Source organism: Flavobacterium azizsancarii (genome assembly GCF_027980145.1).
Lineage (GTDB): Bacteria > Bacteroidota > Bacteroidia > Flavobacteriales > Flavobacteriaceae > Flavobacterium > Flavobacterium azizsancarii.
The window spans coordinates 1-23,360 of record NZ_JAMZNK010000013.1 but is presented as its reverse complement, the minus strand read 5'-3'; the positions used below and the strand labels follow the sequence as shown (position 1 = coordinate 23,360).

Annotated in this window: 21 protein-coding genes; 20 read left to right on the top strand and 1 reads right to left on the bottom strand. The window is 33.3% G+C overall.

Features of this window, described 5'->3' with window-relative positions; genetic code table 11:
* Positions 1-38 precede the first annotated feature (38 nt).
* Positions 39-782, bottom strand: coding sequence for an RDD family protein (locus NJT12_RS10205; RefSeq protein WP_271335798.1), 744 nt, complete (start codon positions 780-782; stop codon positions 39-41).
* Between the two features lie 20 nt (positions 783-802).
* On the opposite strand from NJT12_RS10205, the gene NJT12_RS10200 reads away from it, so the two are divergent.
* The 20 genes from NJT12_RS10200 (at position 803) to NJT12_RS10105 (ending at position 23,087) form a co-directional block, all read left to right on the top strand.
* Positions 803-1,768: a stage II sporulation protein M gene (locus NJT12_RS10200; RefSeq protein ID WP_271335797.1), complete on the top strand. Its 966-nt coding sequence runs from the start codon at positions 803-805 to the stop codon at positions 1,766-1,768.
* A 113-nt stretch (positions 1,769-1,881) separates the two neighbouring features.
* On the top strand, positions 1,882-2,718 hold the full coding sequence (locus NJT12_RS10195; RefSeq protein WP_271335796.1) for a hypothetical protein: 837 nt from the start codon (positions 1,882-1,884) through the stop codon (positions 2,716-2,718).
* The gene (locus NJT12_RS10190; protein ID WP_271335795.1) at positions 2,708-3,484 is read left to right on the top strand and encodes a DUF4129 domain-containing protein; all 777 of its coding nucleotides are present in this window, start codon (positions 2,708-2,710) and stop codon (positions 3,482-3,484) included. Before NJT12_RS10195 ends, NJT12_RS10190 begins: the two co-directional genes overlap by 11 nt.
* Entirely contained in the window at positions 3,477-4,703 is a 1,227-nt protein-coding gene (locus tag NJT12_RS10185; protein ID WP_271335794.1) for a DUF4350 domain-containing protein, read from the top strand. The genes NJT12_RS10190 and NJT12_RS10185 overlap by 8 nt, the downstream gene beginning before the upstream one ends.
* Positions 4,704-4,870: 167 nt before the next feature.
* Positions 4,871-5,884 (top strand): AAA family ATPase, encoded by a 1,014-nt coding sequence (locus tag NJT12_RS10180; protein ID WP_271335793.1) that lies wholly within the window; start codon positions 4,871-4,873, stop codon positions 5,882-5,884.
* 52 nt (positions 5,885-5,936) lie between these two features.
* On the top strand, positions 5,937-6,551 hold the full coding sequence (locus NJT12_RS10175) for a hypothetical protein (RefSeq protein WP_271335792.1): 615 nt from the start codon (positions 5,937-5,939) through the stop codon (positions 6,549-6,551).
* Positions 6,552-6,584: 33 nt separating this feature from the next.
* Positions 6,585-7,916, top strand: coding sequence for a DUF58 domain-containing protein (locus NJT12_RS10170; RefSeq protein ID WP_271335791.1), 1,332 nt, complete (start codon positions 6,585-6,587; stop codon positions 7,914-7,916).
* Between the two features lie 122 nt (positions 7,917-8,038).
* Positions 8,039-9,124 (top strand): phosphoglyceromutase, encoded by a 1,086-nt coding sequence (locus NJT12_RS10165; RefSeq protein ID WP_271335790.1) that lies wholly within the window; start codon positions 8,039-8,041, stop codon positions 9,122-9,124.
* A gap of 45 nt (positions 9,125-9,169) precedes the next feature.
* Positions 9,170-10,087 (top strand): DUF2167 domain-containing protein, encoded by a 918-nt coding sequence (locus NJT12_RS10160; protein ID WP_271335789.1) that lies wholly within the window; start codon positions 9,170-9,172, stop codon positions 10,085-10,087.
* Between the two features lie 734 nt (positions 10,088-10,821).
* Positions 10,822-11,850 (top strand): serine hydrolase domain-containing protein, encoded by a 1,029-nt coding sequence (locus NJT12_RS10155; RefSeq protein ID WP_271335788.1) that lies wholly within the window; start codon positions 10,822-10,824, stop codon positions 11,848-11,850.
* Between the two features lie 124 nt (positions 11,851-11,974).
* Positions 11,975-12,766, top strand: coding sequence for a TrmH family RNA methyltransferase (locus NJT12_RS10150; protein ID WP_271335787.1), 792 nt, complete (start codon positions 11,975-11,977; stop codon positions 12,764-12,766).
* 12 nt (positions 12,767-12,778) lie between these two features.
* On the top strand, positions 12,779-14,317 hold the full coding sequence (locus tag NJT12_RS10145; protein ID WP_271335786.1) for a serine hydrolase: 1,539 nt from the start codon (positions 12,779-12,781) through the stop codon (positions 14,315-14,317).
* 177 nt (positions 14,318-14,494) lie between these two features.
* Positions 14,495-16,717, top strand: coding sequence for a RelA/SpoT family protein (locus NJT12_RS10140; RefSeq protein WP_271335785.1), 2,223 nt, complete (start codon positions 14,495-14,497; stop codon positions 16,715-16,717).
* A gap of 45 nt (positions 16,718-16,762) precedes the next feature.
* Positions 16,763-17,299 (top strand): hypothetical protein, encoded by a 537-nt coding sequence (locus NJT12_RS10135; protein WP_271335784.1) that lies wholly within the window; start codon positions 16,763-16,765, stop codon positions 17,297-17,299.
* A gap of 183 nt (positions 17,300-17,482) precedes the next feature.
* Positions 17,483-17,941 carry a Fur family transcriptional regulator gene (locus tag NJT12_RS10130; RefSeq protein WP_026981862.1) on the top strand — a complete coding sequence of 153 codons (459 nt, stop codon included), beginning with the start codon at positions 17,483-17,485 and terminating at the stop codon, positions 17,939-17,941.
* 94 nt (positions 17,942-18,035) lie between these two features.
* Positions 18,036-19,307 (top strand): adenylosuccinate synthase, encoded by a 1,272-nt coding sequence (locus NJT12_RS10125; RefSeq protein WP_271335782.1) that lies wholly within the window; start codon positions 18,036-18,038, stop codon positions 19,305-19,307.
* A gap of 54 nt (positions 19,308-19,361) precedes the next feature.
* Positions 19,362-19,943 (top strand): NUDIX domain-containing protein, encoded by a 582-nt coding sequence (locus NJT12_RS10120; protein WP_271335781.1) that lies wholly within the window; start codon positions 19,362-19,364, stop codon positions 19,941-19,943.
* 110 nt (positions 19,944-20,053) lie between these two features.
* The gene (locus tag NJT12_RS10115; RefSeq protein WP_271335780.1) at positions 20,054-20,935 is read left to right on the top strand and encodes a L,D-transpeptidase; all 882 of its coding nucleotides are present in this window, start codon (positions 20,054-20,056) and stop codon (positions 20,933-20,935) included.
* Positions 20,936-21,245: 310 nt separating this feature from the next.
* Positions 21,246-21,836, top strand: a complete 591-nt coding sequence (locus NJT12_RS10110) for a TetR/AcrR family transcriptional regulator (protein WP_271335779.1) — start codon at positions 21,246-21,248, stop codon at positions 21,834-21,836.
* 105 nt (positions 21,837-21,941) lie between these two features.
* Entirely contained in the window at positions 21,942-23,087 is a 1,146-nt protein-coding gene (locus tag NJT12_RS10105; RefSeq protein WP_271335778.1) for an FAD-dependent oxidoreductase, read from the top strand.
* The last annotated feature ends 273 nt before the right edge of the window (positions 23,088-23,360 follow it).

Below are 23,360 nucleotides of genomic sequence, written 5' to 3'. Positions count from 1 at the left end.
CGAAATTCAGAACAAACAGGCACAAAAAACCAAATTAACTACATATTCTGCGTGTAAAAATTGTAATCTTTCAAAATCACCCTTAAAAAATCGTTTTCGCTGCCGGATTGATTTTTAATTCCCGTTACAGTTTCAATCTTAGCTACCAATTTATAAATAACTTCCTGATCATTTCTTGCCTCGGCATTTTGAAAAGTCTCTTTAATAATTCGCATATCATTATCAGATAATTTAATTACCAAAGGATAAGTAGGCACGTACGACTCTCCTATTTCTTCGAGAATAGTATGACTGATGTTTATTTTATTTTTTAAAGTTATAACCGCAGTTCCCGCAACCATATCACCTAATCTTTGAGCTTTTTTACTCGAAATAACACTTACTACTGCCACTATACCATATAAAAGTGTAATATCTACCAGTCTAAAAAACCAGCGCATTAAGTAATCCCCAAATCCTGCCTGATAACCGTCTATTTTCACGACTTTGATCCTGACTAGTTTTTTCCCGATGGTTTGACCTTCAAAAATGCTTTCTAAAGTTAGCGAATAAATGAAAAATGGGAAATAAAGGATCAAAACTATCGAACCTTTTGACCAATTGTCTAACGTTTGAAATAATTTATCAAAATTTAACCAATAAAAAAAAACAAGGGAAACCACCGCCACATAAGCAACTTTGATAGCCAGATCTATAAAATAAGATCCTATTCGTTCTCCGGGAGAAGCGGCAATAAAATTTATTCGAACATTTTGTGTTGTATTAATAGATAATTCTGACATATTTTATATTTTAGCCTACAATGAGAGAAGTCGCCTTCATAAAACAAAATAAAGAAAAATGGCTTGAATTCGAGCTAGCAATTTTTGGTAAAGCTAAAAAAAATCCTGATGAGTTAGCTAATTTGTACATTCAAATGATGAATGATTTATCTTACGCTCAAACGTATTACCCAAAAAGTAAAACAGTAGTGTATTTAAACCATCTTGCCTCACAGATTTATCAAAAAATTTACAAAACCAAGCGTACCGAAAAAAACAGATTCCTGGAATTCTTTAAAACCGAAGTTCCTTTACTCCTTTATGAATACAGGAGGTATTTGCTGTATGCCTTTATTTTATTTTTTGCAACGGTTGCCATGGGAGTAGTTTCGGCACGATATGATCAAAATTTTGTCAGGTTGATTTTAGGAGACGGTTATGTCAACATGACGCTTGACAATATCAAAAAAGGAAATCCAATGGCCGTTTATGAGTCAGGAAGCAATTGGGGAAGTTTTATTGGCATCACGATAAACAACCTTTATGTAGGCGCAAGATGTTATATTTATGGAATTTTTGGCGGTCTGGGAAGTTTTTACATTTTTCTTCAAAACTCATTGATGTTAGGGGCTTTTCAGTACTTTTTTTATGAGCAGGGCGTTTTCTGGAAAAGTGTTCGCGGCATCTGGATTCACGGCTCAATGGAAATTTTTGCTATCGTAATTGAAACTGCTGCGGGATTTATTCTGGGAGCTTCTATCCTATTTCCTAAAACATACTCGAGAATAAACTCCTTTAAAATAGGGTTTAAAAACAGCTTTAAAATATTTCTGAGCACACTTCCTTTTACCATAAGCGCAGGATTTCTTGAAGGCTATATTACCCGATATTCTATCGATATGCCCAATTGGCTGAGCAGTTTTATCATTCTAATTACATTAGGGATAATTTCATTTTACTATTTAGTTTATCCCTTTATTGTTCACAAAAAAACAACCTCATTATAATGTTTGAACTTTTCAAGAAACGAGAACTCGGCGACTATATCATAGACTCTTTCACCTTTTTTAAAACTTTTGGAAAGCATTTTTTCAAGATTTTTTTCATAATCAATACAGGAATGCTTCTTGTAACGGGCGCTTTAATGTATTGGTTTCTAAAAATTAATTTTAGGTTTTTATTCAATGACAATCTAAAAGGTGTGCCAACAGATTATCTTTTAAAATATTTCAACAATAACTACCCGCTCCTAATTGCTGTAGTGGTGCTTTTTGTTCTTATCCTGTTAATTGTATCTCTGTTCAACTCATCCTATCCTATTTTATATTTAAAACTGATCGCCGAAAAAAACACAAATGATTTTACCGCAAAAGATATATTATCTGCTTTTAAACAGAATATCTGGAAAATGTTTAAGTTTAGCTTTGGTTTGGTTTTTATCCTGTTCCCTGTCTTGGTTGTAACTGTTCTTTTATTGTTTTTCCTGTGCTTTGTTTTAATTGGTTTCCCGTTATTAATAATTGCGATTCCGGCTCTATTTACTTTTATAAACTTTAGTTTTTATAGCTATCTTATTCAGGAAAAAAGCTTTTTTCAGTCTTTAAATCACGCTTATATTTTACTAAAAAAGGATTTCTGGGCGATAATTGGTGCCACTTTTATAGTAATGGTAATAATCCAAATGATACAGGGATCTATAACATTGTTCTTTTATTTTGTGGGAATATTTATTTTTCTGGGTACAGTATTAGTAAATCCTAATTTTGATGTAAAACCAGTTGAGGATTCGCCAATACTCTTATTCACGATTTCATTGATCTTTATTATACTACTTGCAATCAGTACTATTTTTAATAACATACTAGTTATTAATCAAGGGATTATTTATTATAGTTTAGACACAGAAAACAAAACTTCGACTACTGATATTGATTTAATTGGATCCAATGATGTCTAGAATTCTCCTTATCCTTTCTTTTCTTTTCTTCTGGGGCAATGTTATTGCTCAGGATTCTTTGGATACAGTTGATCCTCCAAAAATAACGGCTGTTCAATACACTGAAAAAGACATTCAAATTGATTCTGACACTGTAGAAGCGAAAACTTTTTCTAAAGATTTTAAGAAAAAATATACCGGTTCAGATTTTATGTACGAATATAAAGTTCCTGAAAAAGGTTTATGGCAACGTTTTGTCGAATGGCTTGCTAAAATTTACCGAAGTATTTTTAAGGAACACAATACAGAAACCTCCATCAATTATGTTGGGATTTTTCTAAAAACAATTGCAGTTCTAATTATTGTTTTTGTAATTTATTTAATAGCAAAAGCCCTGATTAATAAAGAAGGACAATGGATTTTTGGAAAAAACGCCAATAAAAGAAATATCTATTACTCAGATATAGAAAAGAATATTCATCTTTTGGATTTTGAAAAACTAATCAAAGAAAGCCTTCAATCCGGAGAAAAAAGGGTCGTTATTCGCTATTATTATCTTTGGTTATTAAAGGTTATGGCGCAAAATCATTATATCGAATGGGATATAGAAAAGACAAATTCTGATTATTTATACGAACTTCAAAAACCAATTCATAAAGAAGAATTCACCTATTTATCCTATCTATACAACTACATCTGGTATGGTGAATTTGATATCGATGAAACCTCATTTATAAAAGCCGAAAGCCGATTTAAAAATGCTATAAAAACCTTTAGTAATGGATAAAAGTATCAAAATATACATTGCTGTTCTGGTTTTTATTCTAGCCTTAATTTTAATAGCAGACCGTGATCAGCCAAAACCTATTGACTGGAGACCAACTTATGCTGTCAATGACAAAATTCCGTATGGATTATATGTTTTTGATAAGGAAATCAATGGCTTTTTTAAAAATCACAAAGTAGAGAGAGTTTCCGCTCTTACGCCTTATGAATTTTTAGACTCGAAATACGACGAAGACAGTCTTGCTCAAAATTATAAAATCAAAGGAACCTTCATCAACATATCTGAATTTAGTACCATTGATGATCAATCGGCTAAAGAACTGCTTTATTTTGTGTCGCACGGAAACAATGCTTTTTTAAGCATGAAAACATTGCCGGGACCTATATTAGACAGTTTGAAAATCGATATCGATTCTGATTCACAATACTTCGTAAATAAGATAAACACATTTTGGTTCGCAAATAAAAAATTAGATTCAAAAAAACACCATTTAGTCGGAGGAATGGGAGATTATTTTTTCTCAAAAATAGATACACTTAATACAGTTGTTCTGGGTTATCAGGGAAATACAAATAAACTAACGCCTAAATTCAAAGATGTCAATTTTATAAAAATTCCTTATAAAAACGGTTATTTTTATTTACATACACAGCCTGCCGCTTTTACTAATTTACACTTATTAAAAGGAAATGATTACGAATATGCACAAAGCTTGCTTTCCTATATTCCGAAAGGAGATATTTTCTGGTATACAAAAGGACAGCATAACGAAAGTATTTCCGGCTCGCCTTTGCGTTATATCTTAAGTCAGCCGGCATTAAAATGGGCATGGTATTTCTTTTTAATCGGAATGTTGATTTTTATTATTTTTAATGCCAAGCGAAAACAACGTATTGTTCCGATCCTGAAACCTTTACCAAATTCAACAATTGATTTTACAAAAACAATTGGAAATTTATATTATCAGGAAGGCGATCACAAAAATATTATCGATAAAAAAATCATTTACTTTTTAGAAAAAATCAGAACCGAATATTTGATTGATACTACAAAATTAGATGATACTTTTATTAAAAAACTGCATTATAAAACAGGAAAAAGCGAAACGGACATACAAGAACTTATATTTTTGATCAACGAACATCGCAATAGCTATCACGGCAGTCTTGAAGAAGATTTAATCAGAATTAATAATGCAATAGAGAAAATTATACATTAGATAAGAATAATACAATTTCTTGTCATTTCGACGAAGGAGAAATTACATACGAAGAGAACACAAGTAAAATAGCACAAAGAGAAAAACGGTGCGGAATATTGGATGTGATTTCTCCTTCGTCGAAATGACAAAAAGTAACCAAAATATATAAAGAAAACATACCAAACATGGACGATATCAATACAACAGAAACAGAAATCACAAATGAAAATGTGAATTTTGAAACAAGAATAAATTTAGGACCGCTTCTGGATCACGTTAACAGCATCAAGAAAGAACTTGAAACAGTAATTGTAGGACAACACAAAATGATCGATCAGCTTTTGGTTGCCATTTTATCAAACGGTCACGTTTTGCTTGAAGGTGTTCCGGGAGTTGCTAAAACTATTACAGCTAAATTGTTGTCAAAAACGCTGAATATTGGTTTTAGCCGAATTCAGTTTACTCCGGATTTAATGCCATCTGATATTTTAGGAACTTCGATTTTTAACCTGAAGAATTCTGAGTTTGAGTTTAAGAAAGGACCTATTTTCTCTAATCTGATTTTAATTGATGAGATCAATCGTGCTCCTGCTAAAACGCAAGCTGCTCTTTTTGAAGTTATGGAAGAGCGCCAGATCACAATTGACGGATTTGCGTATCAGCTTGAAACTCCATTTTTAGTTATTGCAACACAAAATCCAATTGAGCAAGAAGGAACCTATCGTTTGCCGGAAGCACAATTAGACCGTTTTTTATTCAAAATCACGATTGACTATCCAAAACTAGAGGAAGAAATCCTGATCATACAAAGAGAACATTTGTTGCAGGATCATGGAAAACTGGAAGCTATAAAAACCATACTTTCGGGAGCTGAAATAAAAGAATATCAGGCTTTGGTCAAACAAATCAGAGTAGAACAAAATCTATTGGAATACATTGCCAGAATTGTGGTAAATACGCGCGAAAATGCCTTTTTGTATTTAGGAGCTTCGCCTCGTGCTTCGATTGCGATTTTGAATGCGGCAAAAGGTTTCGCAGCCATTCGAGGACGTGATTTTGTTACACCTGAAGATATTAAAGAAGCAGCAACTCCGGTTTTGCAGCATCGCGTGATTGTAGCTCCGGAACGTGAAATGGAAGGAATTACAAGCTCTGAAATTATCAAACAAATTATTGAAACTGTAGAAATTCCAAGATAGTTTTAAGCCGCAGTTTTAAGTCGTTATATTTTAAATAATAATCTTTTTTTTAATGAAATTTTCTAAACTATTATTTTTATCACTTTTTTGTATTTCATTGGTAAGTTTTAAACCAATGGATGTTAAGCCTTTGAAAAAAATAAATGCATCAATCTATTTTTTAAGTGATAAGCAGCAGCTTGAATCCTTACTCAGAAAAACTTATGAATGGATTGAGACTAAAAGTTCGAAGATGGACTTTGATGTTGTTGAAAATAAGAAAGGAGACAAATACATTGGCCTGAATTTAAAAGCACATACCAAAAGATTAGAAGAACTAAAAAAAACGAACTTTTTTGCACAAGAATTTCTTGATAATTACAATAAGATCGGGTTAAAAATTGGCGACAATCTTAAAACTAATAAAATGGAATACCTTGTTGGAGATTTGCCTCCTTATGGCAATGATGCCAATATGTGGTGTGATTGCCAGGACAGCCCTGACGAATATTGGAAAACCATGAAGATCAGCATCGTGAAAATAGATAACAACAAAGCTACTTTAAATTGGACGTGGACGGAATGGAAGGATAAATCTAAATATAACGTAAAAGCAATTAAAGAAAACGGTATCTGGAAAATCTCCTACTTAGAAGGATTTGATTATAACAGCCTGACTAAAATATAGAATTAAGAAATTAAACTTTAAATATTTTTTAAATTGAAATTCATAAAAAGCCTTTACCTCAATAACTTCTTCTTCTATGTGCTTTTAGGCATTATTGGATTGTTTGTCTGCGCTTTTATTTTTCCTAATTTATACAATGCCGTTTGGTTTGTAGTTTTGGTTTTAGTTACTTTTTCAGGAATCGATATTCTGCTTTTATATATAACCAAAACGGGAATAGAGGCAGAAAGAATAACACCGGAAAAACTTTCTAACGGTGATTTGAATCCTGTAAAAATTCAAATAAAAAACCACTATACGTTTAAGATTTCAGCTAAAATCATAGACGAAATTCCGTTTCAGTTTCAGGTAAGGAATTTCAAAATTGTAAAGACAATTAAAGCTTCTGAGCAAAAAGAATTTGGATATGATTTACGTCCAACAGAACGTGGCGAATATTATTTTGGCTATCTGAATATCTATGTTTCTTCTCCTTTAAAATTAATTTCCAAGAGATATTCTTTCGATAAAGATAAAATGGTTCCCACCTATCCGTCTTATATTCAATTGAGAAAATACGATTTATTGGCTTTTTCGAATAATTTATACCAATACGGAATCAAGAAAATTCGCCGAATTGGCCATACCATGGAGTTTGAACAAATTAAAGAATATGTTCAGGGCGATGATCTCAGGACTTTAAACTGGAAAGCGACGGCAAAGAAAAATTCACTGATGGTCAATCAGTTTCAAGACGAAAAATCCCAATCGGTTTATATGGCGATCGATAAAGGCCGTGTCATGCAAATGCCTTTTGATGGATTGAGTTTACTGGATTACGCTATAAATTCGACTTTGGTTTTAGCAAATGTTATTTTGAAAAAGCAAGACAAAGCAGGTATTTTTGCTTTCTCTAAAAAAGTAGAAAACAGAGTTTTTGCAGAAAAAAAATCGTCTCAGATGCAAAAAATTCTGGAAACCTTATACAACATCAAAACTGACTTTTTCGAAAGTGATTACAGCCGTTTGTATGTAGACATCAAGAAAAACATTAACCAAAGAAGTTTAATCATTCTATATACCAACTTCGAAACCATGGACGGTTTAAATCGCCAATTACCTTATTTAAAAGGAATTGCAAAAAGTCATTTACTGGTTGTTGTTTTCTTTAGTAATACTGAACTGAATGCGATTATCAACAAAAAAACGGATACAATTCAGGAAGTTTATGATAAAGTAATTGCCGAAAAATTCATGTTCGAAAAACGACTTATCGCAAACGAACTTAAGAAATACGGAATACATTCTGTTTTGACACAACCTGAAAATCTTACTTTGGATGCAATCAATAAATATTTAGAAATCAAAGCGAGAGGAATTTTATAGAAGCAAAAATGATAACGCTTTTTTTGCCTATATTATTAAAACATCAAGTTCCTGACATCAATTAAAAATAGTTAAAAAATCTTTGAATCTTTGTTCTTTTGAACCTTTATAACTCTAAAAAAATGAAAAAACTGATTTTAATTCTATTCGTTTTTACAAGTCTTTTGTCTCATGCGCAAAAGACAGAAAATATCATTATTATTACTACTGACGGTTTTAGATGGCAGGAAATCTTTAAAGGAATAGATCCCGCAATTGCCAATGACAAAAAATTCAATCAGGGAGACAGCACTTATATTTATAAAAAATATGCCGCTGCTGATTTTACAGCATCACGTAAAAAAATCATGCCTTTTTTATGGTCTGAAATTGTTACGAAAGGTCAGATTTACGGCAATCGTGATTTAGGAAATAAAGTAGATGTTTCAAACCCATATTGGTTTAGCTATCCGGGATATAGCGAAATTATGACCGGAAACGTTGATGTTGCTGTGAATTCTAATAGTTATAAAGCAAATCCGAATGTCAATGTTTTGGAATTCCTAAACCAACAACAAAAACTAAAAGGTAAAGTTGCCGCTTTTGGCGCATGGGATGCTTTTGACCGAATTTTGAATGAACAAAGAAGTGGTTTTCCGGTAATTTCTGCCTTTGATAATGTGGGAGGAAATAAACCTACAGCAACTCAGAAACTATTAAACGAAATGCGTAATAATTCGTTTAAACCCTTTCATGAAGATGAATGTCTGGATGTTTTTACACACTATCAGGCATTGGATGAACTGAAAACAAAGAAACCAAAAGTAATTTATATCGCTTATGGAGAAACTGATGAATGGGCACATCACGGTCACTACAGATCGTATCTTGATGCTGCAAACCAAGTCGACAAATGGATTAAGGAAATCTGGGATTTTGTACAAAATGATCCTCAATACAAAAACAAAACTACTTTATTAATCACCGTTGATCACGGCCGCGGAGATAAAACAAAAGCACAATGGACAGATCATGGAGCTGATGTTCCGGGTGCATCTGAAATTTGGTTTGCCGCAATTGGGCCAGAAATTGCACCTAAAGGCGAAATAAAAACAGAATCTCAATTGTATCAAAAACAGATCGCACAAACCATTGCAAAAATTATGGGATACACATTTACAACCTCACATCCTGTTGCGAATGAGATTTCAGAACTGCTTCAGAAATAATTAAATCAATCCAAAATAATAATCAACCAAAACCAATTTATTCAAATGAAAAAAACACTATTGTTTCTTTTTTTAATGACCATTTTCACACCTCTTATTGCCCAGGAGCCTAATAACGATGAGCTTTTTGAGAAAACATTAAATTATCAATCAGGAAAAATTACGCTGCCGGAAGGAGACGGAACACTAAATGTACCAAAAGGTTTTAAATTTCTTAACGCAGAACAAACACAAGGAATTTTGACCAATTTATGGGGAAATCCGGAAGACAAAAGCGTTTTAGGCTCTCTTGTTCCTGACGGAAAAGGAGTTACACACAGCAATAGCTGGATGTTCGTCATTAGTTATCGAGGAGATGGCTTTGTCAAAGACGATGATGCCGGAGATATTGACTATGATGATTTGCTAAAAACAATGAAAGAAGATGTAACAGTAGAAAATGAAGAACGCAAAAAAGGCAATTATCCTGAAGTACAATTAGTAGGATGGGCATCAAAACCTTACTACGATAGTAATTTAAAAGTTTTGCATTGGGCAAAAGAACTAAAATTTGGAAAAGACGAAGCAAATACTTTAAACTATGATTTGCGAGTTTTAGGACGAAAAGGAATGTACAATATCTCTGCCGTTGCAGGAATGGATCAACTTGCAGAAGTAAAAGCCAGTATTCCGCAGGTATTAAAAAGTGTTGAGTTTAATGACGGACACAAATATCTTGACTTTGATGCTGATACAGATACTGTCGCAGCATGGACTATTGGCGGATTAGTTGCCGGAAAAGTTTTAGCAAAAGTAGGTTTCTTTGCTATCATTGCTAAATTTGGTAAAATCATATTTTTAGCTATTGCAGCAGGTTTTGCAGCCATGAGAAAGTTTTTCTTTGGCAAGAAAAATCAGGTAACCACAAGACCACAAGAAGAAGAAACGGCATTATTAGAAGAAAATAATCCTACAGAAGAATAAGTTTTTTTGCCACGAATTTCCGCTAATTTTCACCATCATTACGCAAAATATTAATTCGTGAAAATTCGTGGAATTCGTGGTATCTTTTTTTATAAAACAATGATAAATTAACACAATGATAGATTGGGATGAAATAAAATGGATTTTTGAGCCAGATGGAGCATTGATCGATATTTATGTTCAAAATGTAAAAATTGAAGATTGGAAAATTTTAATTAATTACCTCAATGCAAACCACATTGTGAATATGGTCTGTCAGGAGAAAATAAAGAGGTTAATAAAATTGATTTAGAATATTTAATTCAATATCTGAATGATAAAACGGGAGAATTTGAAGCAATAATTTCATCTATCATAATTGACGATATTATCATAAATCTTCATTTTTTTTCAGTTGAGGAAATTGAATTTGATATTGATCCGAAGGAAATATATTCATTTGATAATTATAAAAAGATTTTAGGTTTCATGAACCAAGTGAGTAAAATTTTAAATAAACCATTGATTTTGACTGGTGAAAACCAAAGTGATTTTCCACTAATAAATGTAGATTTTTCAAAAAACTTAATAAAGACTTTGACAAAAAAAGAAGCCAAAGAATTATGGAAGCAATTTAAACCTAAGAGATTTTAAAAACCTCGAAGGATGCAGACAAAAAACTTTGAACCTTTGGTGCTTTGTACCTTTGTACCTCTTTAAAAAATATCATTACCTGTAATCCCCATCCATCTTAAATGAAGAAAATACTATTGTTTTTATTTCTATTTTTTGAAATAATAGTTACAGCCTACGCTCAAAATGCCAATTTTGAAAAGCAAATTGATGCTCTTATTTCTGCTAAAACAGAAAAACCTTTTAACGGAATAATTTTTATTTCTCAAAAAGGAAAAACAAAATATTTTAAAGCTTTGGGTTATTCTGACCTGAACAAAAAAGCATCTTTACAGCTTAATGATCAATTTGTAATTGGCTCTATAAGCAAACAATTTACTACCGTTCTCTTACTTAGAGAATATGACAAAGGACGTGTTGAACTATTTATACCGATTCATCAATATTTACCTGAATTAAAACAGTCTTGGGCAGATACAGTTACGGTTCATCAATTACTGACACACATGCATGGCATCGTTGAATTAGATAAACCAACTGCTTTTAAACCTGGAACTCAATATGCTTATTCGCAAATTGGTTATGATTTACTCGCTAAAATTATTGAGAAAACTTCTGGTGAATCATTTGCAGGGCTATCAAAAAAAATGTTTAAAAAATGTGGAATGAAACATACTTTTCATCCTGACATTAAGCAATATAAAAATTTAGTTAAAGGATATACGGAAACTGAAAATGGTACAATTGAACTCGAAAATAAAAGTTTGCAAAATTATGCCGCTGCCGGCTCTTTTATATCAAACTGTAGTGATTTAAACTTATGGAATGAGCAATTCTATGGTGGAAAATTATTAAAAAAAGCAACCTTGAAAATGCTGGAAACGAAGCAAAAAAATGCGATACGTAATCATCCTATTTTCGGAAAAACGCCATATGGCTACGGGATAACAATAGATACAATAGATGGTATATTACAATATGGACAAACTGGGTTTTGTCCGGGATTTGTTTCTATGAATTATTATTATCCTAAAACTAAAACAAGTGTTATTGTACTTGAAAATATTGCCTACTATCCTGATGAAATAAAAAAGACCTTTTATTATCATACCGAAATCTTAAAAATAATAAGACCCAAGTTAAAAGGATAAATATTTTTAAACCTAAAGACTTTGAAAAACCTCGCAGGACAAAATCTTTGAACCTGTAAACCCTTGACGCTTTTTAAAAAAAATCTCAGTATCTTAGCGCCTTAGAAACTCAGTATCTTTAAGAATGAAACAAATTACTTCAATACAAAATCCGTTTATAAAATCACTCGTTTTACTGCAGGAAAAGGCAAAAGCCAGAAAACAAACCGGAACATTTTTGATTGAAGGCTTACGCGAAATTTCATTAGCAATAAAAGGCGGTTACGAAATAGAAACCGTTCTGTTTTTACCGGAACTGGTCACTGAAAATCAGATCAATAAATTGGTTAACACGCCGGTTCAGTTAATCGAAATCAATAAAGAGGTTTACCAAAAGCTAGCCTATCGCGATACAACCGAAGGTATTCTGGCTATAGCCAAAACCAAATCGATGTTATTATCTGATTTAAAATTATCAGATAATCCGTTGATTATTGTCGCCGAAGCACCTGAAAAACCAGGAAATATTGGAGCCCTTTTGCGTACGGCAGATGCTGCAAATCTTGATGCCGTTTTGATTGCCAACCCAAAGAGTGATTTATACAATCCAAATATTGTGCGATCAAGCGTTGGTTGTTTATTTACCAACCAAATTGCCACAGGAACAACGGCCGAAATCATTGCTTTTCTAAAAGAAAAAAAGATTGATTTTTACTGTGCTACATTACAAAATTCAACCTCTTATCATACACAGGATTTTACAACTCCAACCGCTTTGGTTGTAGGCACAGAAGCCACAGGATTGACACAGGATTGGCGCGATGCTGCAACTCAAAATATTATTATACCTATGCAGGGCGAAATCGACAGTATGAATGTCTCCGTTGCGGCAGCTATTTTAATTTTTGAAGCCAAACGCCAGCGAGGATTTAACTAAAAAAATCACATCATGAATTACAAATTATCTCTTTTAGCATTATTATTTAGTTTCTCCGTTACGGCACAAATAACCAATCAGGAAGTAGATGAATTGGTAAATCGTACCATAAAAGCTTTTGATGTTCCCGGAATTGCAGTTGCAATTGTAAAAGACGGAAAAGTAGTTCTTGCAAAAGGATATGGTGTAAAATCAGTTGTAACCCAACAAAAAGTAGATGCAAATACACTTTTCGGAATTGCTTCAAACAGTAAGGCTTTTACAACAGCTGCACTTGCAATGCTGGTTGATGAAGGCAAGATAAAATGGGATGATAAAGTAACCCAATATCTACCGGATTTTAAAATGTCTGATGATTATGTAACCCGAGAATTCACAATTCGTGATTTATTAACACACAGAAGCGGACTTGGACTTGGTGCGGGAGATTTGATGATCTGGCCTGACGGAAGTGACTTTAAAGCACAAGATATTATTCATAATTTAAGATATTTAAAACCCGTTTCCAGTTTTAGAACTAAATACGATTATGATAATCTAATGTATATTATTGCCGGCGAAATTATTCATGTTGTCACCGGAAAAACCTGGGCAGATTTTGTAGAAGAACGCATCATGAAACCTTTGGAAATGAATAACAGCGTGGCTTCTGTAAAACGTTTAAAAGACACAACAAACGTAATTACACCTCACGTTCCGCTTGATGGCAAACTAAAAACCATCAAACGATATGAAAATCAGCTTTTTGATGGCGCAGCAGGAATTTATTCAAGTGTAAATGATTTGAGCAAATGGGCTATTTTGCAAATTAATAATGGAAAATACAGCGACAATAAACAATTATTTTCAGAGAAAGAACACGATGAAATGTGGCAATTGCAAACCATAATTCCAACTAAAACAAAACCTCCTTACAATACTCATTTTAACGGATATGGCCTGGGTTGGTTTTTAAACGATGTAAAAGGATACAAGCAAGTTTCGCATACCGGCGGTCTGGAAGGAAATGTAACCCAAACCACTTTAATTCCTGAACTAGGTTTAGGAATTATCGTTTTGACCAATCAACAATCCGGAGCCGCATTTACAGCCATAACAAACACTATCAAAGACAGTTATCTAGGCATTAAATCTGATGATTATGTAACTCTTTACAGCAATAGGATGAAAGCCAGTGAAGCATCCGCAGATAAAGTTACTGATGAAGTTTGGGCGACTGTTGTAAAAAATAAAAAAGATAAAATAAAAGTTGATTTCTCTAAAATTACCGGAACTTATAAAGACAATTGGTTTGGAGAAGTTACCATTACCGAGAAAAAAGGAAAAGCCTATTTTGCATCAAAACGTTCGCCACAACTTGTTGGTGAAGTTTTTTTCTATAAAGACGGAAACTATCTCGTAAAATGGAATAACACTTTTTTTCATGCTGATGCTCATTTACTTTTCAAATACGACCAAAACGGAAAAGTTATTAACCTAAAAATGCTTCCAATTTCTGAGTTAACAGATTTTAGTTATGATTTTCAGGATTTAGATTTTACGAAAGAGTAATTTCAAAGTTTCAGGTTTCAGGTTTCAGGTTTCAGGTTTAAAAGTGGGCGAGAAAATAGTGCTCAAAAACCTGAAACCTGAAACTTTAAACAAAATAAACTCCTTCTAAAATCAACTCTCCATTCCCTTGCGTATATTCAAACTAATTCTTATTTTTAGTACTTGAACCATGCCGTTATGATAGAAATAGATATTGAGAAAGAAAACAAAGCAATTGCCCAAGAGTACAAAGAATTACTTCGAATCAGTTATCAGACTTTAAGTCCAACCGACAAAAAACTTATCCGTAAAGCATTTGACGTTGCTGTTGATGCACATAAAGAGCAAAGACGTAAATCTGGCGAAGCGTATATCTTTCATCCTATTGCAGTTGCAAAAATTGTAGCTTCTGAAATTGGTTTGGGAGCAACCTCTATTGCTGCGGCTTTATTGCACGATGTTGTAGAAGATACTCCTATGACAGTCGAAGATATTGAGCGATTATTCAACCCAAAAGTAGCTCAATTAGTCGAAGGCCTGACGAAAATTTCATTGGTTCAAAAAGATCTGAATGCTTCGATGCAGGCAGAGAATTTCAGAAAAATGATCCTGACGCTGAACGATGATGTTCGTGTAATTTTGATAAAACTGGCAGATCGTTTGCACAATATGCAAACTATGGATTCGATGGCAGAATACAAGCAGACTAAAATTGCCTCAGAAACACTTTATATCTATGCTCCTCTCGCCCATCGTCTGGGACTTTATAATATCAAAACCAAATTAGAAGATTTAGGTTTAAAATATACAGAACCTGCTGTTTACAATGATATTGTTAGCAGAATCAGAGAAACGAAAGAAGAACAAGATGCTTACATCAAAGATATTTCTGAAGTTTTAAAGAAATCTATGGATAATGAAGGCATCGATTATGTAATTAAAGGACGTCCGAAATCTATCTATTCGATTCGTCGAAAAATGCGCGCTCAAAATGTAAGTTTTGACGAAGTTTATGACAAGTTCGCTTTAAGAATTGTCTATAAATCAGACCCGCACGATGAAAAATTTGTCGCCTGGAAAATCTATTCGATCGTAACAGATCATTACAGACCAAGCCCGAGTCGCTTGCGTGACTGGATTTCTTCGCCTAAATCAACTGGTTACGAAGCTTTGCACATTACCGTTATGGGACCAAAGGGCCGCTGGGTCGAAGTACAGGTTCGAAGCGAGCGTATGGATGAAATTGCAGAGAAAGGTTACGCTGCACATTATAAATACAAAAATGGCGCAACCGAAGAAAGCGGTTTGGATGTCTGGCTGAATTTGCTTCGTGAAGCACTTGAAAATCAGGAAACCAATGCGGTAGATTTTGTAGAAGATTTTAAAATGAATTTATATTCAAAAGAAATCTTTGTTTTTACACCAAAAGGAGAAATTAAATCACTGCCTAAAGGAGCTACTTCACTTGATTTTGCTTTTAGCATTCACTCCGAAATTGGAATTAAAACCAGAGGAACCCGTGTCAACGGACGTTTGGTTCCCTTAAATCACGAACTAAAAAGTGGTGATCAGGTCGAAGTTATTACCTCTGCAAATCAAAAACCAACCATAAACTGGTTAGAATACGTAACGACTTCGAGAGCCAAAAATAAGATTAAAAACGTTCTAAACGAGAACACCAAAAAAATTGCCGAAGAAGGAAAAGAATTACTTACCCGAAAACTTCGACATTTAAAAATAACAATCAACGAACAAGTTATCAATGAACTGGTCAACTTTTTCAAACTTAAAACCAGTTTAGATTTATTTTACAGAGTTGGACTTGGAGCAATTGAAAATCAACAATTAAAAGATTACGCTGCGCAGAAAAGCAATAGTTTTATCAATTTCTTTAAAAATAAAATTAAACGAAATAAAGAACCAACTGCCGCAGAAGACATTCATAAACCTGTCATGAGCAGTAATTATGATATGTTGGTTTTTGGTACTGAACATGACAAACTTGATTATAAACTCTCGCCATGTTGTAACCCAATTCCGGGAGATGACGTTTTTGGATTTGTAACAATAAACGAAGGAATAAAAGTTCATAAAAAAGATTGCCCAAACGCAATCGGAATGCAGTCAAATTACGCTTATAGAATTATGAGCGCCAAATGGATTGATTCTTCACAAGAAGAATTCAAAGCAATTATCAATATTACCGGAATGGATGTTTTAGGACTTACCAATCAATTGACAAGAGTAATTTCGAACAATATGAGTGTCAATATTCAGAGTATTTCGCTGAGTACAGATGCCGGAATTTTTCATGGACAGATTGCAGTAATCGTTCAGAACAATACGATCTTAAAGAAAATGATCAATGCCATTAAAAAAATTGACGGGGTAGACAAAGTTACAAGAGAATACAGAACCTAAATCAACACTTTCCATTTAGAAACGGAATATAAATAGGATTAAATAATGGCAAACGATGATTTAGAAATTCCAAAAGTACATTTTGATCAAAATGGTGAACTTTTAATTATTGTTTCTGAATCTTCCTCAAAAGATGATTTTGATTTTTTTCAAGGAAAATCAAATATTCGAAATAAAAAATTAAAAAAGAGATTTGCAAATTGTACGGAATGGATCGAATTTCCCTCAACTCAGGAAATGTATAAGATTTTGAACGGAATTGGTAATATCGATAATTTTCTTACCACATTTGATGGTGAACCTTTTGAAGGAATGACGGTTAGATTATTTAATCCTCGCACAAAATTGTGGAGTATTTATTGGTCAGATTCAAATACAGGCGTTTTAGACAAACCGGTAGTTGGTTCTTTTGAAAATAAGATTGGACATTTCTATTCTAAAGATGTTTTTGAAGGCAAAGATGTATTACAGGTATTTCGTTGGGATGCCAGAGATAGTAAAAATCCAGTTTGGAGTCAGGCCATGTCTGATGATAAAGGAAAAACATGGGAATGGAACTGGTACATGTATATGTCTAAATAGACAAATGTTAGTTTTATCATAAATAAAAATAATTATGTTAATTAAGTTAGTTTGCGTAACGGAAATTTTATCAGCTCAAAAGCCTGCAAATAGTGCCTTATTGCTGATCAAATACCTCATGAACGTTAAACTTTAAACCCGAAACTTTTATTCATTAAAAATAAAAAATTATCTTTGCAGGATATGACACTCATTTCAACTGACAACACTAAGAATCAAGAAATTGTAAAAAATGTTTTTACAATGTATCTTGAGCAAAAAGGGCATCGCAAAACTCCTGAGCGTTATGCTATACTTCAGGAAATTTACGATAGCGAAGAACATTTTGATATAGAAAACTTATATATCAAAATGAAAAACAAGAACTATCGTGTGAGTAGAGCTACATTATACAACACGATCGAGTTATTGTTAGACTGCGCTTTGGTTAGAAAACATCAATTTGGGCAAAATCAGGCTTACTACGAAAAATCATATTTTGATAAACAGCATGATCATATTATCATGACTGATTCTGGTGAGGTAATCGAATTTTGCGATCCAAGAATTCAAACCATCAAAAAAACAATCGAAGAAATATTTGATATCGAAATCACGAATCATTCATTGTATTTCTACGGAAACAAAAAGCAAAAACAATAATCCGGAAAGGCATTATTTAAAAAATAAAAAAAAGAAAATTAACTACATTAATCAGTAGGGCAATTTAGATTGCCTCAACGCAAATTAAAACAGAATGACCGTAGATTTATTACTAGGATTACAATGGGGAGATGAAGGTAAAGGGAAAATTGTTGACGTTCTTACCTCTAATTATGACATTATTGCACGTTTTCAAGGAGGACCAAATGCAGGACATACTTTAGAATTTGACGGAATCAAACATGTACTTAGAACCATTCCTTCTGGAATTTTTCATAAAAATTCAATAAACATCATTGGTAATGGTGTTGTAATAGATCCGGTAGTTTTTCAAAAAGAAATTGAAGGTTTAGAGAAATTCAACCTTGACATCAAAAACAAATTGATCATTTCAAGAAAAGCACATTTAATTTTACCAACTCACCGTTTACTTGATGCTGCTTCTGAAGCATCTAAAGGAAAAGCTAAGATTGGTTCTACCCTTAAAGGAATTGGTCCAACTTATATGGACAAAACCGGTAGAAACGGATTACGCGTTGGTGATATCGAATTAGAAGATTTTAAAGAACGTTACAGAGCATTAGCAGACAAGCATGAAGCAATGATTGCTTTTTATGATGTAGCGATTCAATATAACTTAGCTGAACTTGAAAAAGAATTTTTTGAAGCTATCGAAGAATTAAAAAAATTAGATTTTATTGACAGTGAAGAATATATCTACCAAGCACAAAAAGCAGGTAAATCTATTTTATGCGAGGGAGCACAAGGTTCTTTATTAGATGTTGATTTTGGAACTTATCCTTTTGTAACTTCATCAAATACTACTGCTGCCGGAGCTTGTACAGGTTTAGGAATTGCTCCTAACAAAATCAAGGAAGTATACGGAATTTTTAAAGCGTATGTTACCCGTGTTGGTAGCGGACCTTTCCCAACTGAACTTTTTGACGAAGTTGGTGCTACAATGGCAAAAGTTGGAAACGAATTTGGATCTGTTACAGGAAGACAAAGACGTTGTGGATGGTTAGACCTTGTGGCTTTAAAATATGCTGTTCAGGTAAACGGAGTTACACAATTGATGATGATGAAAGGCGACGTTCTTTCAGGATTCGAAACTTTGAAAATCTGTACAGAATACAACTATAAAGGACAAAACATTTCTCACTTTCCTTATAACATCGAGCCGGAAAACGTAACTCCTGTTTATAAAGAATTTAAAGGATGGAAAGCTGACTTAACAGGATTGACCACTTACGATCAATTACCAATTGAGCTAAAAGAATATATTCAGTTTATTGAAGAAGAAGTTGGAGTGCCAATTAAGATTGTATCAGTTGGCCCGGACAGAAAGCAAACAATAACAAAATAATACATCTAAACGCTCTGATAACCAGAGCGTTTTTTTATACAAAGATTTCTAATTATGAAAAATCCAGAAATTAAAATTACTGACACAACATTACTTTCAGATAATTGGTACATATTAAACAAGGTCACTTTTGACTACCAAAAGAAAGATGGCAAAGTAGAATCTCATATTCGCGAAGTATACGACCGCGGAAACGGAGCTGCTATTTTATTGTATAACACTGCAAAGAAAACAGTTATCCTGACAAGGCAATTTCGTTTACCAACCTATCTTAACGGAAATAAAACCGGAATGATGATTGAGGTTTGTGCAGGACTTCTCGATCAGGACAATGCAGAACAAGCCGTTATTCGCGAAACCGAAGAAGAAACAGGTTATCGCTTACAAAAAGTTCAAAAAGTAATCGAAACTTATATGTCACCAGGTTCCGTAACAGAGATTCTTTATTTATTTGTGGGTGAATACGACGAAACCATGAAAGTAAATGATGGCGGAGGATTAGATGCTGAACAGGAAAACATTGAAGTTCTGGAATATACCTTTGATGAAGCTTATGCAATGATTGAATCCGGCGAAATTACAGATGCCAAAACTATTTTATTGCTGCAACATGCTAAAATAAAAGAATTGATATAAGATTTGTAATACACGATTACTTAAATGAAAATCAAACAAATAATTCAAGAAATTGTGTAATTCATATTAGACACTAATAAAATAACTTTACAGTAATAAAAAACCAGTTTATGAAAAAGTTATATTACACATCAAATATCGTACTTGTATTAATATTAGTTTTATTAGGTTCATGTAAAAAAAATGAATCAACTGAAACCTCAAAAAAAATAAAACCAAAAAAGGTAATTGAACATATAAAGCCAAAATCTGTATCCTATCATTTTGAAAAAACAAAGGACTGGCTAAAAGCAAATGAATCTGACAGTACAAAACTTCGTATTGCCTATGCCATAAACAGAACTGATAAAGCAAACTTTGCAAAATTGGATTCAGTTGTTGTTCCTGCAGATTTTACTGGCGATATTGTTTATTATCTGCCATTTCCTCTACATATAAAAGCTTTAGAAGAAGTTTCAAAAATAATTATCTTCTCCTATCCTACACAAGCATTTGCTGCTTACGAAAATGGAGAATTAGTCCGTACCGGGCCATCAAATATGGGAAGAAAAAAAGACCCTACTCCAACCGGATTATTTTTTACCAATTGGAAAGCAGAAAAAACAACCAGTACTTTTAATGACGAATGGGAATTAAAATGGAATTTTAATATCGAAAATAAACTGGGTGTCGGTTTTCACGAATACGCATTACCAGGTTATCCAGCCTCACATTCTTGTTTACGACTTCAAGAAAATGATGCAAAATATCTTTATAAATTTGCAGATGAATGGATTTTACAAGACAAGGAAAATGTAAAAGTAAAAGGAACTCCGGTAGTTGTTTTTGGAAGTTATAACTTTGACGGACCAAAACCATGGTTCGAATTAGTAAAAGATCCAAAAGCTCTTGACATTTCTGAAGCTGAAATAGAAACACAAACTCAACCTTTTATACAAAAGATTTTGGAGAATCAAAAAATTAGAGAAGCAGAACAAACTGCAACTCCCTAAATATTGTTATTAAAGAAAAAGCTGCTAATATAATTTTGACGAATTATATTAGCAGCTTTTTTATGTTTTATGGTTTTATGCTACGAAGTTTTTTTTAGAATTTCAATTACATTTGACTAAAGCCTATTTCTTTATCCCCTTTCGTCCTCCAGCTAAAGCTGACGACTATTCAGCTAAAACCCAATTTAGACATACTGCTTTTCGTCTCAACTGAAACCTTTGCTCCTCTGTTCCTTTGAACCTTTTTTTATAATAAATAAGCGAACGTTCATTTATTATTAATATCTTTGTACCATAATTAATTCGAACAATGAGAACCAGAGACACTAATAAAGAAGAAATTGTAAAGCAAAAAGCAATCGAAATGCTGGTTTCACAAGGCGTAGAAGGTTTTGGGATGAATCGTTTAGCCAGAGAATGTGGCGTTTCTGTAGCGACCCTTTATATTTATTATTCAGACAAAGAAGATCTTATCCGTAAAATTGGAATCGAAATTGGAAAAAATTTCTTTAATGAAATGTTAGTTGGTTTTTCTTCAGAAATGTCGTTTGTAGACGGTTTACGCAAGCAATGGGATAACAGATCTAAATACACACTAAATTTTCCACTTCAAACGGATTGCATCGAACTTTTGAAACATTCTACTTATGGTGATGCCATTTTATCTGAAATCACAACAGACTTTAAAGATGAAATGACAAAATTCATTACCAGGGCTATCGAAAAGAAAGAACTTCTCCCTATCACCTTCGAAGTTTTTTGGAGTATTGCTTACGGATCGCTTTACTCTCTTTTGGAATTGCACAGAGAAGGAAAATCAATGTCCGGAAAACCTTTTGCTTTTACAAAAGAAATTAGCAACGAAGCATTTAATCTGGTTATTAAAGCATTAACTCCCTGATAAAAATCGATCGTAATATCAATTGCAATATTAACCTCAATTTTAATGTTAATTTAAATATCAAAATAAACTCAATCACAACAATATCAATTAAATAAAAATCAAATGAACACTTCACTTATAAAAAATAAAAAGGTAGCCATCATTGGTGGCGGACCTGTAGGTTTAACAACAGCCAGAATATTACAAATAAACGGAGCTGAAGTAACAGTTTACGAAAGAGATTTAAATGCTCAGGCAAGAACTTCAGGCGGAACGCTTGACATACATGCAGATTCAGGACAAAAAGCAATCAAAAAAGCGGATCTAATGGACGCCTTTTATCAGTACGCAAGACCAACCGGAGAGAAAATGGCCGATATGCATGGAAATATTACTTCAGAAGAAATGCCAACTGAAGAAAATGGATATCAAAGACCTGAAATTGATCGAAATGATTTGAGAAAAATCATGCTCGAAAACCTTGAGGAAAATACTGTTGTATGGGACAGTCAATTGACGGACATTCAAAAAATCGATGAACAGTATTATCTGGAATTCAAAAATGGCAATAAAACAATTGCTGATTTTGTAATTGTTGCAAACGGAGGAAGATCAAATGCCAGAAAATTTGTTACGGACAAAGAACCTCAACTTTCAGGAACTTATATTATTCAGGGAGAAATTGAAAATCCGGATCGTGATTATCCTGAATTTAAACCTAAATACGGTGACGGAAACGTAATGGCAATGGGGGAGAAAAAAATGTTTTATACCCATACTTTACGCGACGGTTCCGTGCATTTTGGAGTTTCTTTTAAAGCTGATGAAAATTGGGTTTTAAATAACGAAATTGACTTTGAAGACAATGCTGCAGTTATTGCTTTTTTACTGAAAAAATTTGAGAACTGGAACGAGGATTACAAAAAATTCTTCGTTGCTTCAACTGATTTTACAGGATTGCCTTTGCGCCTATTTTCTCTTGAAGAAACCTGGAAAAAACATTCAAACATAACCCTTGTAGGCGATGCGGCACATGTAATGCCACCGTTTGCAGGCGAAGGTGTAAATATGGGTTTGATGGATGCTTATCAGTTAACAGAAAACCTAACAAACGGGCAATTCGAAACCTTGCAGGACGCTATTGACGATTATGAACAAAAAATGTTTGGTTATGCACTGGAGGCACAACGCACCACCTATCAAATGGAGGAATTACTTCATTCTGACGTGACTACTGAGAAAATATTAAATAGTCGTGGCGGAGTTTAATAATTTTCTTTCTTTGTTATTTATGTTCATTTCGACGAAGGAGAATCACACTCCATAATAGACAAAGATTGGCGACTTTCTTTGCGGACTTTCTTTGCGGAATTTCTAGTGTGATTTCTCCTTCGTCGAAATGATAAGATTATGCAAAACCTATCGGCTTTAAAATCGGATAGGAGCCTAGGGATTAATTCCCTAGGCGACCTTCCACACCACCCGGCATACGGATCCGTACCAAGGCGGTTCTTAATTTACGATACATTTTAAGATAGATAC